Source organism: Streptomyces sp. SA15, from assembly GCF_002291145.1.
In the GTDB taxonomy this organism is placed as follows: domain Bacteria; phylum Actinomycetota; class Actinomycetes; order Streptomycetales; family Streptomycetaceae; genus Streptomyces.
In genome coordinates this window covers 1-14,140 of record NZ_NTGE01000130.1, presented here as the reverse complement: position 1 = coordinate 14,140, position 14,140 = coordinate 1, and the positions used below count along the sequence as shown (strand labels likewise).

The 14,140-nt window shown below is 68.7% G+C and carries 14 protein-coding genes, 1 other RNA gene and 2 pseudogenes; 6 read left to right on the top strand and 11 right to left on the bottom strand.

From position 1 onward, the window contains the following. Positions 1 to 10: 10 nt before the first annotated feature. On the bottom strand, positions 11 to 541 hold the full coding sequence (gene cpt, locus CLM62_RS30565) for a chloramphenicol phosphotransferase CPT (protein WP_095753180.1): 531 nt from the start codon (positions 539 to 541) through the stop codon (positions 11 to 13). Between the two features lie 696 nt (positions 542 to 1,237). Between cpt and CLM62_RS30560 the strand changes: the two genes are divergently transcribed. Then, positions 1,238 to 2,293 (top strand): peptidoglycan-binding protein, encoded by a 1,056-nt coding sequence (locus tag CLM62_RS30560; RefSeq protein ID WP_095753133.1) that lies wholly within the window; start codon positions 1,238 to 1,240, stop codon positions 2,291 to 2,293. 57 nt (positions 2,294 to 2,350) lie between these two features. Beyond that, positions 2,351 to 2,719: pseudogene (locus CLM62_RS30555) on the top strand (single-stranded DNA-binding protein); the annotation flags it as partial. A 188-nt stretch (positions 2,720 to 2,907) separates the two neighbouring features. Here the strand turns inward: CLM62_RS30555 and CLM62_RS30550 are convergent. From CLM62_RS30550 to CLM62_RS30535, 4 genes are all read right to left on the bottom strand, one after another. Beyond that, positions 2,908 to 3,849, bottom strand: a complete 942-nt coding sequence (locus CLM62_RS30550; protein WP_143659178.1) for a hypothetical protein — start codon at positions 3,847 to 3,849, stop codon at positions 2,908 to 2,910. Positions 3,850 to 4,103: 254 nt separating this feature from the next. Then, positions 4,104 to 4,439, bottom strand: a complete 336-nt coding sequence (locus CLM62_RS30545; RefSeq protein ID WP_095753131.1) for a hypothetical protein — start codon at positions 4,437 to 4,439, stop codon at positions 4,104 to 4,106. A 40-nt stretch (positions 4,440 to 4,479) separates the two neighbouring features. Beyond that, positions 4,480 to 4,782 (bottom strand): hypothetical protein, encoded by a 303-nt coding sequence (locus CLM62_RS30540; protein ID WP_143659177.1) that lies wholly within the window; start codon positions 4,780 to 4,782, stop codon positions 4,480 to 4,482. A 67-nt stretch (positions 4,783 to 4,849) separates the two neighbouring features. Beyond that, entirely contained in the window at positions 4,850 to 5,518 is a 669-nt protein-coding gene (locus CLM62_RS30535; RefSeq protein ID WP_179382283.1) for a sigma-70 family RNA polymerase sigma factor, read from the bottom strand. A gap of 527 nt (positions 5,519 to 6,045) precedes the next feature. On the opposite strand from CLM62_RS30535, the gene CLM62_RS30530 reads away from it, so the two are divergent. Together CLM62_RS30530 and CLM62_RS30525 are read left to right on the top strand one after the other, a co-directional pair. Then, positions 6,046 to 6,231 (top strand): DNA-binding protein, encoded by a 186-nt coding sequence (locus CLM62_RS30530; protein ID WP_095753128.1) that lies wholly within the window; start codon positions 6,046 to 6,048, stop codon positions 6,229 to 6,231. 477 nt (positions 6,232 to 6,708) lie between these two features. Then, on the top strand, positions 6,709 to 7,638 hold the full coding sequence (locus tag CLM62_RS30525; protein ID WP_095753127.1) for a site-specific integrase: 930 nt from the start codon (positions 6,709 to 6,711) through the stop codon (positions 7,636 to 7,638). Between the two features lie 342 nt (positions 7,639 to 7,980). Here CLM62_RS30525 and rnpB read toward each other — a convergent pair. From rnpB to CLM62_RS30495, 5 genes and pseudogenes are all read right to left on the bottom strand, one after another. Beyond that, positions 7,981 to 8,388, bottom strand: an RNA gene (gene rnpB / locus CLM62_RS30520) — RNase P RNA component class A. A 115-nt stretch (positions 8,389 to 8,503) separates the two neighbouring features. After that, positions 8,504 to 9,253: pseudogene (locus CLM62_RS53225) on the bottom strand (DMT family transporter); the annotation flags it as partial. Between the two features lie 51 nt (positions 9,254 to 9,304). Continuing rightward, complete coding sequence (locus tag CLM62_RS30505) at positions 9,305 to 10,144, bottom strand: AraC family transcriptional regulator (RefSeq protein WP_095753125.1); 840 nt, start codon at positions 10,142 to 10,144, stop codon at positions 9,305 to 9,307. Positions 10,145 to 10,169: 25 nt separating this feature from the next. Then, entirely contained in the window at positions 10,170 to 10,361 is a 192-nt protein-coding gene (locus CLM62_RS53220; RefSeq protein ID WP_373559203.1) for a hypothetical protein, read from the bottom strand. After that, positions 10,358 to 11,791 carry an RNB domain-containing ribonuclease gene (locus tag CLM62_RS30495; protein ID WP_095753123.1) on the bottom strand — a complete coding sequence of 478 codons (1,434 nt, stop codon included), beginning with the start codon at positions 11,789 to 11,791 and terminating at the stop codon, positions 10,358 to 10,360. Before CLM62_RS30495 ends, CLM62_RS53220 begins: the two co-directional genes overlap by 4 nt. 76 nt (positions 11,792 to 11,867) lie before the next feature. Here CLM62_RS30495 and yaaA point away from each other — a divergent pair, with 76 nt between their 5' ends. Continuing rightward, positions 11,868 to 12,656, top strand: a complete 789-nt coding sequence (gene yaaA, locus CLM62_RS30490; protein WP_095753122.1) for a peroxide stress protein YaaA — start codon at positions 11,868 to 11,870, stop codon at positions 12,654 to 12,656. Positions 12,657 to 12,718: 62 nt separating this feature from the next. Then, positions 12,719 to 13,354, top strand: coding sequence for a bifunctional 4-hydroxy-2-oxoglutarate aldolase/2-dehydro-3-deoxy-phosphogluconate aldolase (eda, locus tag CLM62_RS30485; protein ID WP_095753121.1), 636 nt, complete (start codon positions 12,719 to 12,721; stop codon positions 13,352 to 13,354). Here eda and CLM62_RS30480 read toward each other — a convergent pair. Beyond that, positions 13,329 to 14,140 (bottom strand): bifunctional RNase H/acid phosphatase (locus CLM62_RS30480; RefSeq protein ID WP_257004185.1); only part of this gene is annotated, 812 nt, incomplete at its 5' end. The genes eda and CLM62_RS30480 overlap by 26 nt on opposite strands.

Here is a 14,140-nt window from a genome sequence, read left to right as displayed (position 1 = left end):
TGGCTGTCGATCACTTGACATGCGCGGCGATGGTCCGTGCGCACTCCATCGCCTCCGTATGTGTGGTGTCCACCTCCAGGCCATAGGCCACACCCTGGTGGACCACTTCCGCCTGGGAAGCAGCCATCCCGATGGTCCGATCGCCTCGTGCGACCTCACGGCCTGCGGCCACCGCCGCGTCACACCTGACGCCGACCCACAGCACCTGCAGTTCACCCAAGGCTTTCTGCCATCGCTGCTGTGAGTACGCTCCGCCGAGGAAGACCTCATCGACGATGACCCAGGCGCCTGCACGGGCCATCGCGGCGACTCCCTCGATCCATGCCGCTTCCAGCGTTCGGAACTCAGGACCGACGGTCACCTCTCCGTCCGGAGCGAACTCGATCCCGCCATCCGACGCCTGCATGGACGCCGGCATCGCCTCAACCAGCGCGTCTGTCCCGAGGGCCAGCCACGGATCCGGCAGGACTGCCTGCAGACACCGAACGATCCCGGATTTCCCCGAGCTGGAACCACCGTTGACAACGATCACCTGAGTCATCACCGCGCCACAGTAGAGGCGCCAGGGCAACGCTCGAAACGGATTTCCGTGACCCTGCACCGCCTGCCACAACCCGGCGAACCTTCCCGGTCAGAGCACTAGCTCTGCGATGAAGTTCTCGTTGCTCCATAGTCCACGGCGGCACGTCGCCCCGCCGTCACACCTGTTCTCCGGACGTGGCGAGTCGACCCACAACGTCACTGTCAGGGAGACAAGCGCTGCAACGAGAGCTACGACGGTACTCATGTTGAGGCTACGGAGCGCAGGTGTGGATGACGCCCAAGCCCAGATTCGACCAATCGCCGTCCTGCGTTCAGCCCTCGCTGGAGTGACTCGGTACTCGTCGTCCCCACTGGGTCGAAACGCGTGTCCCCCTCACTGAGTTCGCGCCGAACACCCAGGCAGAAAAAGGGGTGTTGGGCGCCTCGCGAGGCAACAACTCTACTGGCCTGTCATGTCATGCGGTATTTGATGTTGAAAGGGTTGCCCGCCCCACACCGCTCGGCGGCCCCGCAACTGCCGTGCTGCGAGGAGAACGAAGGACGATCCTCCTGCTCAGCGAGGGCCTCATCGCGGGCGGAAGCTGGGCGCTTACCGAACTGCCCGTCGGTCCCTGATCCGGCACGACGCGACGTTAACACCACCGCCCTGCACGGTGCCCTCCATCTGATCACCAGAGCGGAGGGCACCACGCCCATGACCATCAAGATCATCTCTCGTACCAACTGGGGCGCGGAGGCCTGGAACGGCACCCCGGCCTCCGTCCCGCTGTCGCGGCGCACCGAGTTCTTCGTCCACTACGACGGCGGGCACCCGATCACCCGCACCGGCTACGCCATCATGCGCGCCATCGAGGCCGTACACATCGGCCAGGGCTGGTCCGGCGTCGGCTACAACTTCGTCATCGACCAGGCCGGCAACATCTACGAGGGCCGCGGCTGGGGCCTGCAGGGCGCCCACTGCCCCGACCACAACACCAGCGGTATCGGCGTCCAGATCGCCATCGGCGGCGACCAGGAGCCGAGCGCCAAGGCCCTGGCCGCGTGCCGCGCGCTGTACAAGGAGGCGTGCAAGAAGACCGGGCGAACCCTGACCAAGCGCGGCCACCGGGACGGGTTCGCGACGGCGTGCCCCGGCACGAAGCTGTACGCCTGGGTGAAGGCTGGCATGCCCGCCGACAACTACGAGGCGGCCCCGGACCCGGGCGGCTCCAGCTCGGGCGGCACCAGCGCCGACGTGGCCCGCTACCAGGTCACCATCAACGGCCTGACGTACGGCTACGGCGCCAAGGGCGACCACGTCACCAAGGTCGGCAAGGCCCTGGTCAAGGCAGGTTTCGGCAAGCACTACACGTCCGGCCCCGGCCCTGTGTGGACGGATGTCGACACCCTGAACTACATCGACTTCCAGAAGTCGCTGGGCTACACCGGCGGCGCCGCGGACGGCGTCCCCGGCGAGGCCTCCCTCAAGAAGCTCCTGGGCAGCCTCCCCAGCAAGGTCACGGCGAAGCCGACGCCGCCGTTCCCGGGCCAGGACAAGTTCGGCCCCGGCAAGAACAACGCCAGCGTCACCCTGCTCGGGCAGCAACTCGTCAGGAAGGGCTACGGCAAGCACTACACGTCCGGCCCCGGCCCAAAGTGGAGCGAGGCGGACCGCAAGAACGTCGAGGCCTTCCAGCGAGCCCACGGCTGGACCGGCAGCGGCGCCGACGGCATCCCGGGTCCCGAGACCTGGAAGCGCCTGTTCGCCTGATCCTCCCCGGCCAGCCCGCACCCCGCGGGCTGGCCCCAACCTTGAAAGGCCCTGTCCGTGGCAGGCGAAACCGTCATCACCGTCGTCGGCAACCTGGTCGACGACCCCGAACTCCGCTTCACCCCATCCGGCGCCGCGGTGGCCAAGTTCCGCGTCGCCTCGACCCCCCGCACCTTCGACCGGCAGACCAACGAGTGGAAGGACGGCGAAAGCCTGTTCCTGACCTGCGCCGTGTGGCGGCAGGCGGCCGAGAACGTTACCGAGTCCCTGACCCGGGGCATGCGCGTGATCGTGCAGGGCCGCCTCAAGCAGCGCTCGTATGAAGACCGCGAAGGCGTCAAGCGCACCGTGTTCGAACTGGACGTCGAGGACGTAGGCGTGAGTCTGAAGAACGCGACGGCGAAGGTCACCAAGAACGGCGCCCAACGCACGTCCGCCGCGACCACACGGCCGATCGCCGACGACCAATGGGCGGCCACAGAACCGCCGCCGTTCTGATCCGACCGCTCAACTGGTGAGGGCCCCAGCCGCATTGCCGCCGGGGCCCTCACATTGGTCGACCGACCTGCAGTAGGTCAGAACGAAGCGGTCCAAGCCGAGTCGAGGATGAGCGGTCATCGCCCTTGCACAGCCGTCGCCTGCCCGCTCAGCATTGAGTCGTCATCCGCCTGTTCCGCCGGGACCGGTGTCTCCTCAAGAGGGCCTTCGGTCACGGGCGGAGAAGGGGCGCTCTCCTCCGGTTCATCCGACGGCTCTGTCGCCGGCTGCTCCGACGGTTCATCCGGCGCCTCCTCCGCAGGGGACTCACTCACCTGCTCCGGCTGCTCCTCCTCGACCACCACAGGCGTCGGCGTGGACTGCTCCGGAGCTGTTGACTCGACCGGAGCAGGCGTCGACGCAGGCTGCTCGACTTGGGGGTCCTCCGCGGCCGGCTCCGGCACAGGGTCCGGGGAGGTCGTAGTCGGCTGCGTCCCTTCGGTGCTTGCGGTCGGCAGGGAAGGAGTGCCTAGGTCCACGATGGGCACCACCGGGGGGTCCATGTCCGTTGTGTGCTCGGGCGGGGACACCACGGGCTGCTGATCGACACCAGCGGCAATCGCCACGATGTCGTCGCCGCCCGTGTACCGCGGACCGGTTGTTTGGACACCGAGCACTGCTTGCGCGGCCAAGAGAACGGGCTCGTCGACCCGCGAGCTGTATGGCGAGTACAGGATGGTTTCTACGTCCTGCTCGTCCAGCCCCAACGTCCCTAGGGTGAGCGCGGCCAAGCGAGGCGGGAGCGGGGTCGACGATCCCATCGCGTGCGGCGTCGACGACGAGTACGCCTCCGCGGCCTTGAGTAATTCCATGTACTCCGACAGTCGCTCCTTGTCCGTACCCCAGAGCACGTACCGACCGGAGCGGGAAAGGTTGGGGTACAGCTCGGTCGTGCCGTCCTGGTGCACCCATGTCTCTGCGTAGTCGGCGTCTCCGAAGATCCTCAGCCCGATGCGCTCCGACCCATAGGAGAAGGTGAAGATCGTGCTGTCCGGCCCGGTGGCTGCCTTGCTCGACATCACCATGCCATCCGCGTCAGTGCACTCCGCTTCGAGGTTGGCGATCGGCTTGCAGTCGATCTGCCCGGCCTCGGAGAAGTCAAGGAACTCCGGACCGACGAACGGCTTTACCGCGGGCTGCGCGATCGAAGCGTCGGTGGGACTCGGCGACGGACTCGTGTCCGGTGCACTCGCTGACGTGCCTGCCGGGCTGCTGGCGGTGACGTAGCCCAGCGCCCAACTCCCCGCGAGCGCAGGCGCCAGGGCGGCAGCGATTACCCACCGCTTCGTACGTCCGCGCGGACGTACGGGCTGGAGAGGCGCATCGGCATGGGAGTGATGTCCAGCGACGGGGCTGACTCGATCGCGCCCAACAGTTCATCAAAGTCCTTGAACTCCGGGTGCTCACGCACCAGGCGCTCGACCTGCTCCAGCGGGAGATCCGGCATGGCAGAACGCACCTGCCGTACGGCAGAGTCGAAGCTCTGAGGCTTCAGGAACAGGATGCGCTCACTTCCGAGCTTGACCAGGCCCAGGTCGGTGAGTTCAGCGTCGTCCTCGTCCTCGGGGGTCAGGATGTGGATCTTGACGGGCGGCTGCGACTCGGTCACGGCTGCTCCCAGCAGCCGGGGCCGCCGGATATTGCACTGCTCAACTCTGGCGGTCTCTTTCCTCAATGTTCAGGATGCTGGCGATGCGGGCCTTCATCTTCTCGGCACGCTCGGGGGTGATGTCTTCGATGTCGGTTAGGACGAGCTGACCGCCCTCGGGCAGTTCAATCTCCTCACGGTGGAGCTCCGGCTCGTCCAGGCCGTCTCCTGAGCCGGCGTCCTCCCGTGTCTCCTGCGGGTTCTGGACGCGTGCGAATTCTCGGAGCATCGCTTCCCTGGTAGCGCGCACCCTCGAAGGGCTACGTCGATTGCCGGGCCGCAGCGCTCCCGCGGCGGCCAGCATTTGGCGGGTCTCCTCATCGTGAGGGGTGGGCCCGCCTTCCAGCGCCCGCTCCAAGCGCTCGCTCTGGTCAGCGCGTCGCGACATGCGCCCTCGCCTCTCGTGTCTCTACCCGTGTTTCGACAACTCTAGTTCTGCCCACTGCCGCAGTCAGCAGTTCTTCGATCAGCTGGGAGGACGACGCCCCCGACGGCATGGCCTCGGCGAGTTTGCGCAGGGCTCGCACCGTGAGGGTACGGACGGCGCCGTCAGTCTTCCCCATGATCTGTGCAGTGTGGCCGGGGCTGAGCCCGTCGAAGAACCGCAGGATGAGGACCTGTCGTTGTTCAGGGCGCAGTTTGTGCATGTGGGTGGCAACGGCTTGGGCCACTGCGCGCCGTTCGGCGTGCTCTTCCGGGCTCTGGTCGAAGCGCGGCCGGTCGAGTTCAAGGTGGTCGGCGTACAGCACTTCCGAAGGCCTCCGCTGCACCGAGCGCAGATAATCGAGCGCGGTGTTCTTAGCGATCGTGCGCAGCCAGCCCAGCAGACTCGTACCCGCGCGGTACTTGCCGATGTTCTGGGCGACCTTCAACCACACTTCCTGGCTCAGGTCTTCCGCGACGTGCCCGTCCCGGACGTAACGCCGCACCCAGTGGTACACGGTGTCATTGAGTTCGTCGTACAACGCTGCGATGGCGTCGGCCCCGTCATCTCCGCCTGCTACGGCGCGTGCGACCAGGGCCTCCAAAATGTCGGTCACGGCGTGATATCCCCCCAAGCCGGTGCTGCGATGATCAACTACAGCGCCGCCTCGATCCCGTCACCGCGGTCTCCCCACCGACGGACGATCACGTTCCGATACGACGTTGAGGAAGGATAACCGGCCCTTCGCCGGATTCGTCGAACGGGTTGCCGATACGTGGTGACACCCGCCGTGTTATGTGGTGCGGCCGCAAGCCGCGAGAGATCCGGCGCCGCAAGACCCGAAGCGAGAAGACGAGCGCCAAGGCCCCCGCGCATGGGCGCCATCGAGCGCACCCTGATGCTCGAGGAGTGGATCTCCATCGCTGCGGCCGCTGGAGTCTCAGCCGCCGGCCCGACCGACGCCATCCAACGCTGACGCCACTACCCCGGAGCGGCCTCACCGTGCGGTCGGCGCGTTGGGTTCCCCAAGGGTGTAACAGATTCCGCTGATCGACGTACTTACCGGTGCCGGCCTGAACGGAACCGGCTCCATCCGGCCGGAACGGTCCGCCGGGGGACACCTACGAGTGGACGAGGACGACTATGGCTCGCGGTGGTTCCAACGTATTGCTGAGCTTCGAGACGATTGCCGAGCGGATGGAACTCACAAAGCGCACCGTGCTCGACAACTACAGGAGTTGGGATATCCCCGTCGTGCGCATCAGCGATCGCATCCTCCGCGTTCGTGAGCGCGATTTCGAGGCATGGCTCGACGCCCGTACGGAGTGAATTTCCAGCGCCGACGCGGGCGTTATTGCCGTGAATAGAAGGGGCACAACCGAACGCTCCGCCTCCCGCTCGATGGCTTGACCGTCCATGGCTACGCCTGCGTACAGTCCGACTCCCCTGGCCAGGGAGTCACCTGAGAACCGACCAAGATCGTGAGAGGCGTCCTGTGGCACGCAAGCCCACTGTGTACAAGCGGTGCGATTGCTCCGACCAGAACAGGCCCAAGAAGGTGGGCGGATGTGCCCATAGCTGGTCCTACAACCGTACGAACGACGAAGGCAAGCGCACACGAGCGACGATTCCTGAGTCAGTTGGCCTCACTCAAGCCCAGGCTCAGGCCATTCTCGACGGAATGGCCCCAGGCGTGGCCCGGAACCCGTCGAAACAAACCTCACGTTCCGCCAGTGGGCAACCGACTGGCTCGGTAGACGCCGGGCGAAGGAGGTCAGCGTCCAGTCCTACGAGTCGATCGTCCGCGTGCACCTCAATCCCTGCTGGGGCAGCAAGCGCCTTCGGACCATCCAGAAGGCCCAGGTCGAAGCCTGGGTTCAGGAGATGGAAGCCAACAAGAGCCTCGCCAACTCCACGGCGGATGGCCATTGGCGAGTCTTCAAGATGATCCTCAAGGACGCCCTCCAGAACGGGAAGATCGCTTCGAATCCCACCTATGAGGTCGATGGGCCCTACGTCGAAGAGTCCACCTCGTACGTCTTCAGCACGGATGAGTGCTGGGCGATCTACGACGCGTTCCCCGAGCAGTACCGCCTCATCCCCATGCTCGGCTTCGCCTGCGGCGTCCGGCAAGCGGAAGCACTCGCCGTATGCGAGGACGTCATCGACACGGAGAGCAAGCTGCTCACCGTTCGTCGCCAGGTACTCAGGACCAAGGAAACGAAGTACAGACCCACCATCGTGGACCGACTCAAGACGAGCCCGCGACTCAGCACGAAGGACGTGCCGATCCCTCCATACCTCCAGGACGCCTTGGCCGAGCACATGGAGCGGCACCCGCCGCAGCCCGCAGAGAACGTCCTGTGGGAGCACAAGAAGACGATCGCCGACTGTGAGCGTGGCTCGGTACGGGCGCTCTTCTGGTCGCGACGCAAGAACCTCGTCTGCCGGAACCACTTCAACGACGACGCGTGGAAGCCCACGCTTCTGAAGCTGGGCATCAAGGACGAGAAGGGAAACCTTCCGACCTTCCACGACCTCCGGCACACCTTCATCTCAACGTGCCTGCAGAACGGAATCCCTGAGCACACCGTGGCCGCATGGGTGGGCGACTCCGTAGAGGAGCTGCGCCGCACGTACAGCCACCTTCTAAGGGATCATGCTGATACCCACGGCGCGATAGCCGCCGGCCTGACAGCACGGCCGAGGCTGGCCCTCGTACGGGACGCGGCGTGACGAACTGGAAATAGGGCGCTGGCCTGCTGATCATGCGATCTGCAGGCCAGCACTGCTTCCCACGAAGCCGGATTGTCGAAGAGGTACAAGCTCACGAGACCTCGTGCCCTGGCCAGGCTTCGCAGCCGGGCCATCCGGATCACGCAGGGCAGAGGCCTCTTGCCGCAGGTCATAACCCGCCGCTGCCAATCTTCACCCTCGGGACCCATGGCTACTTTCATGGCTACGTACGTAGCCGTGCGACCCCGTTTGAACCGGTGTGGAACGGGGTCTGACCAAGCCCCCGATTCGACAAAAAAGGGCCCCCTACCAGCACTTTCACTGGTCAGGGGCCCTCAGCGGCAGACGAGTCGGGCTGTACGCCGGATTTTGTCACCCGGTCGCCTCGCGGCGGCCGGGGAGACGGCCATCCATCTAGGACCGGCGTTGCCGCCGGCCTCGTGCGGTCTACCCGCGGACTCGGGCGGGCAGCCCTCGAACGTCCGCGCAGAGCACGTGTTAGCGCGCTCCTTTTGACCTTGCTCCGGGTGGGGTTTACCGAGCTGCCCAGGTCACCCTGGGCACTGGTGGTCTCTTACACCACCGTTTCACCCTTACCGAGGACCGAGGTCCCCGGCGGTCTGCTTTCTGTGGCACTGTCCCGCGGGTCACCCCGGGTGGCCGTTAGCCACCACCCTGCCCTGTGGAGTCCGGACGTTCCTCGGGAAGCGTCCCACTAGGGGCACTCCACGCGGCCGTCCGCCCGGCTCGTCTGCCGTGTCGACCATGTTACCGGGCCCGGGCCCCTCTTCGGTCCTGCCGCCGTCGCCAGCACCGACCCCACCAGGATCAGCGTGAACGCCGCCACGATGCCCGCCGTCAGCGGCTCGTCCAGGAAGATCGCGCCCGCTGCCACCGCGACTGCCGGATTGACGTACGTGAAGACCGTCGCCCTGGTAGGGCCCACCTCCTTGATCAGTTCCAGGAAGGCCACGAAGGCGACCGCGGTGCAGACCGCACCCAGAGCTGCCAGCGCGGCCAGGACCTCGGTGGAGGGCAGCTCGGCGGGCCGGGTCACCGCCGCCGCGGGGGCGTAGACCAGGGCCGAGAGGGCCAGGCAGGGGGCGATGAGCTGGAGGGTCGGGACGTCCTTCAGGTAACGCGCCGCGATCAGCGGGGCCGTCGCGTAGCCGAGGACCGTCACCAGGACCTCGGCGAGGGAGCGGGCGTCCCCGCCGGTCAGGTGCGGGACCGTGAGGACTCCGACGCCGGCCAGGCCCAGGCCCAGGCCGGTCATCCGGCGTATCCCCAAGCGCTCCGTGTCACCGAAGAAGCGGGCCAGGGCCACTCCAACGATCGGGACGCCGGCGATCAGCAGGCCCGCCGTGGAGCTGGACAGGTGGCGTTCGGCGTCGGTCAGGGTCCACCAGGGGCCGATGATCTCGATGCACGCGAAGGCGAGCATCGGCCGCCAGTGCGTCCGTACTGTGCGGGGCAGGCCGCCCTGCCGTATCGCGAAGGGCATCAGCAGTACGGCGCCCAGCGCGCAGCGCGTGAACACCACCATGGACGGGGACAGCGGGGCGTCCACCGCCACCTTGATCAGCAGGTAGGGGATGCCCCAGACCACTCCCATCAGGGAGAACAGGAACCAGCCGCGTGCAGTCATGCGGCCATGCTCACCAGATCAGCGGCGCCCGTCTTGAACGCTGTTGCGGTACACCGCCGGCGTCACCCCCAGCACCCGCCGGAACCAGCGGGTGAGGTGCGCCTGGTCGGCGAAGCCCACCAGCCCCGCGACCTCGGCCGGCCTCAGTCCGGACTCCAGCAGTCCGCGGGCCCGGTTCACCCGGTACTGCGCCAGCCAGGCGTACGGCGGTATCCCCATCGTCGTACGGAAGGCACGCAGGAGTTGGTAGCGGGACAGTCCCAGGTCGGCGGCGAGATCGGCGAGGGACGGGGGTGCCAGGAGGTCGTCGGCGAGCCGGTCCCGTACGGCGTGGGCTATGTGAGCGGCACCGGGCACGGTATCGCTCACCGCGCGGGCGGTGGAGTGGCGACGGGCCAGCGCCGTGAGCAGCCACGGAAGGCGTGACTCCGTCTCCAACGGGTCGGGGCAGGCGCTGAGTTCGGTGTGGGCGCGGCTGAGGGCGGTGGCGAGTTCGGAGTCGTCGAGGAGCGGCTCGCGGAAGTACGGGGGGCCGCCGAGGGTGCCGTCGGTGAGCAGGGAGGGGTCGGGGTACAGGGCGCGGTAGGCGTAGCCGTCGGACCCGGCGGGGCGGCCGGTGTGCATCTCGCCGGGTGCCAGTACGACGATGGAGCCCGGGCCGGGCCGGAGGTGGTCGCCCCGGTAGTCGATGACCTCGGAGCCTGCGACGCAGATGCCGATGCTGAACTCCTCGTGCGTGTGCGAGGCGTAGACGTGCTGGTCGAAGCGGGCGGTCAGCAGGTCGAGGGGCGCGCCGCCGCGGCCGAGGCGTGCCCTGGTCCAGCGGGCCTGTTCTCGGGTGCGTTCCTGTGTGCTCACGTCATACCTCCTCGCCCACAGGGGATCAGAGGAGGTCCGTGGTGTCCAGGTCGAAGGCGAACGGCTCGGGGAGGGTGAGCGGTTTACCGAAGGCGACGGTGCAGAGTCGACGGTAGTCGTCGTTCTCCGGGTCGCTCACGCCGTCGTGCTCGCCCGGATCCGGCGGCTGACCCAGTTGGGGCTCGGTCTCGCCGAGGACCCCCATTCGCGCGATCACGCAGGCGCGAAGCGCACTTTCGCCGCTCCCGGATCGGCCTGCGTGAGCCGTACCCGCAGGCGTTCGCCGAGCGGCAGGTGGTCGCCGTCGATGCGGCCGATGACCGCGGGGGACTCCACCAGGACCGTTCCGACGGTGGGTCGGCGTTCCTCCACGTCCACCACGCAACCGTCGAACACCTCCCCCACCCGGTCCTTGAGCAGCGCCGCCTCCACGATGTCGACGCACTCGCGCTCCACCGTGCCCGCGCGCCGGGTGCCCTCGGCCATCCGGGCGGGCAGCGCGTCGAGCGCGGCGAGCACCCAGTCGGGCACGGCCTGCCCGGCGGCAACCGCGAGGCAGATCTCGGCGACGTACCGGTCGACGAGGCGGCGCAACGGGGCCGTGCAGTGGGTGTACGGGGCGGCGACGGCGGAGTGCGTGGTGATCTCCGGGAGTGCCCCGTCCCGGAAGACGGTGTAGCCGGCGCCGCGCAGGAGCATGGTGCACTCCTGGAGGAAGGCCGCGTGGTGCGGTCGGTGCGGGTCGAGGGAGCGGACGAGCTCGGCGTACGAGACGTGGTGCGGCCAGTCGATGTGCAGGGCGTGCGCGCTACGGCGCAGGCGGCCGACGGCGCCGTCGGGGGCGGCCGGGAGGGTGCGGAGCACTCCTGTCCCGTACGCGATCATCAGGTCCGCCGCGGCCATGCCGGTGAGCAGCGAGATCTGGGCGTTCCAGCCGTCGGCGGGGTGCGGGGCGCGGTACCTCAGCTCGTACGTGTGATCGTGCTCGACGATCTCCTGCTCGGGCACGCTCAGGGAGATCCCGCCCCGATCGACCTCCAGCCGCTCCCGCAGCTGCCCGATCTCCGCGAGCAGGGCCACCGGTTCTTCGGCGGTTCCGCCGTCGATCTGCTTCTCTACGGTCTCGTAGTCCAGCTTGGCCCGGCTGCGGACGAGCGCGCGGCGGATGTCGACGGCGAGCGTACGGCCCTCCGCGTCGAGGTCGATCGTCCACAGGGCGGCCGGGCGGACCTGGTCCGGGAGCAGACTGGCGGCGCCCTCGCTCAGCGGCGCGGGGTGCAGCGGGACCTTGTCGTCGGGGAAGTAGAGGGTGGTCACCCGGCGGTGGGTCTCCGCGTCGAGGGCGGTGCCGGGTACGACGAAGGCGGCGACGTCGGCGATGGCGTACCGGACGCGATAGCCGGTGCCCTGCCGGGACAGGTGCATCGCCTGGTCCAGGTCGGTGGAGGCCGGCGGGTCGATGGTGAAGAAGGGGATGTCGGTGGCGTCGTACTCCGGCAGCACGGGCGCCCGCGCGGCCCGCTCGGCCTCGGCGAGCACCTCGGCCGGGAAGTCGCCGGACACGCCGAGTTCGGTACGCAGCGCGGTGAGGGCGGCCCGGAGGGGGGCTTCGGGGTCGCCGGTCACGCGGATGGGGCGGCGGGGCATGTAGCGAGCGTAGGGCGAGGGCTGCCAGGTGGCACGCCGTACGCTGTCGCAGAGCTCAACCGAAGGAGATCCCCCCGTGCTTGTCCTGCTGCCGCCCTCCGAAGGCAAGGCGTCCTCCGGCCGTGGCGCCCCCTTGAAACTGGAGTCGCTGTCGCTGCCGGGGCTGACCGAGGCCCGTGAGGCCGTGCTCGACGAGCTGGTCGACCTGTGCGTGGGCGACGAGGACAAGGCGCGCGAGGTGCTCGGGCTGAGCGAGGGACTGCGGGGCGAGGTCGCGAAGAACGCGGAGCTGCGGACGGCGGGGACACGGCCCGCCGGGGAGATCTACACGGGCGTGCTGTACGACGCCCTCGACCTGGCCTCTCTCGACGCGGCCGCGAAACGGCGGGCTTCGCGCTCCCTGCTCGTGTTCTCGGGGTTGTGGGGTGCGGTCCGGGTGACGGACCGGATCCCGTCGTACCGCTGCTCGATGGGAGTGAGGCTACCCGGGCTCGGGGCGCTGGGCGCGCACTGGCGTACGCCGATGGCCGCGGCGCTGCCCGAGGCGGCCGGGGGCGGGCTGGTGCTGGACCTGCGGTCCTCCGCGTACGCAGCGGCGTGGAAGCCGAAGGGCGAGGTCGCGGGGCGGACGGCGACCGTACGGGTGCTGCACGCGCCGACCCGGAAGGTGGTCAGCCACTTCAACAAGGCCACGAAGGGGAGGATCGTGCGCAGTCTGCTGTCGGCCGGGACCGCTCCCCAGGGCCCGGCGGAGCTGGTGGAGGCGCTGCGGGATCTCGGGTACGTCGTGGAGGCGGAGGCTCCTGCGGGGGCGGGGGCGGGGAAGGCGTGGGCGCTGGATGTGCTGGTGACGGAGGTCCACTAGCTTCATTGCAAAATATGCAACACCCTTTGCATATGTTGCGCGACGGCCGCCAGGATGTGGCCATGACCCCATCGCTGCTGGATCTCGCTCCCGTCATCCCCGTGGTCGTCGTCGAGGACCTCACCGACGCCGTGCCGCTCGCGCAGGCGCTGGTCGCGGGCGGGCTGCCCGCGATCGAGGTGACCTTGCGGACGCCGGTTGCGGTGCACGCGATCCGGGCGATCGCGGCGGAGGTGCCGGAGGCGGTGGTCGGTGCGGGCACGGTCCTGACGCCGGCGCAGGTGAGCGAGGTCGTGGCGGCGGGGGCGCGTTTTCTGGTCAGCCCGGGCTGGACGGACGTACTGCTGGAGGCAATGCGGGCGTCCGGGGTGCCGTTCCTGCCGGGGGTGTCGACCACGTCGGAGGTCGTGGCGCTGCTCGAGCGCGGGGTGCGGGAGATGAAGTTCTTCCCGGCCGAGGCGGCGGGTGGTACGGCGTATCTGAAGTCGCTGGCCGGGCCGCTGCCGCAGGCCCGCTTCTGCCCGACCGGGGGCATCGGAGCGGACTCCGCGCCGGAGTATCTGGCGCTGCCCAACGTCGGTTGTGTGGGCGGGAGCTGGATGCTGCCGAAGGACGTGGTGGCCGGTCGCGACTGGGGGCGCGTCGAGGCGCTGGCCCAGGAGGCGGCGGCGCTCAGCGCAGGTGGGACGTGTCGTTGAAGAGGCGGACGCTGGCGTTGCCGTCCGCGTAGTACGCCACCGCCGACAGCGAGGCGGCCGAGAGTTCCATGCGGAACAGGGACTCCGGCGGGGCGCCGAGAGCGAGTCGTACGAACGTCTTGATCGGGGTGACGTGGGTGACCAGGAGTACCGTGCTGCCCGCGTAGGCCGCGGTCAGTTTGTCGCGGGTGGCGGCGATGCGGGTGGCCGTGGCGGTGAAGCTCTCGCCGCCGCCGGTGGGTTGGGCGTCCGGGTCGGCCAGCCACTTGGTCAGGTCGTCGGGGTAGCGTTCGCGCACCTCGGCGAAGGTGAGCCCCTCCCAGGCGCCGAAGTCGGTCTCGCGCAGGCCGTCGTCGAGGGTGACCTCGAGGCCGAGACGGGCGGCGACGATCCCTGCGGTCTCGCGGGTCCGGGCGAGGGGTGAGGCGACGACGTGCTGGACGGTGCCGCGCCGGGCCAGCACCGCGGCGACCCGCTCGGCCTGCTCCCGGCCGACGTCGGAGAGGGAGGGGTCGGTGCCGCCACTGCCGGAGAACCGCTTCTGCGGGGTCAGTGGGGTCTCTCCGTGCCGGAGCAGTACGAAGGTCGCGGGCGCGCCCATGTCGGCGGGCGCCCAGCCGGGCGAGGCGACGGTACGGGCGGCGCGGACATCGGCGTCGGCCTTGGCGGCGGGGGCGGAGGCAGACGGGGCGGAGGCAGACGGGGCGGAGGCAGAGGGAGCGGGCATTTCCGGCGCTGCCGCCTGCCCCGCCTCAACCGCGGCGGTCACCGCGGCCGCCGCACCTG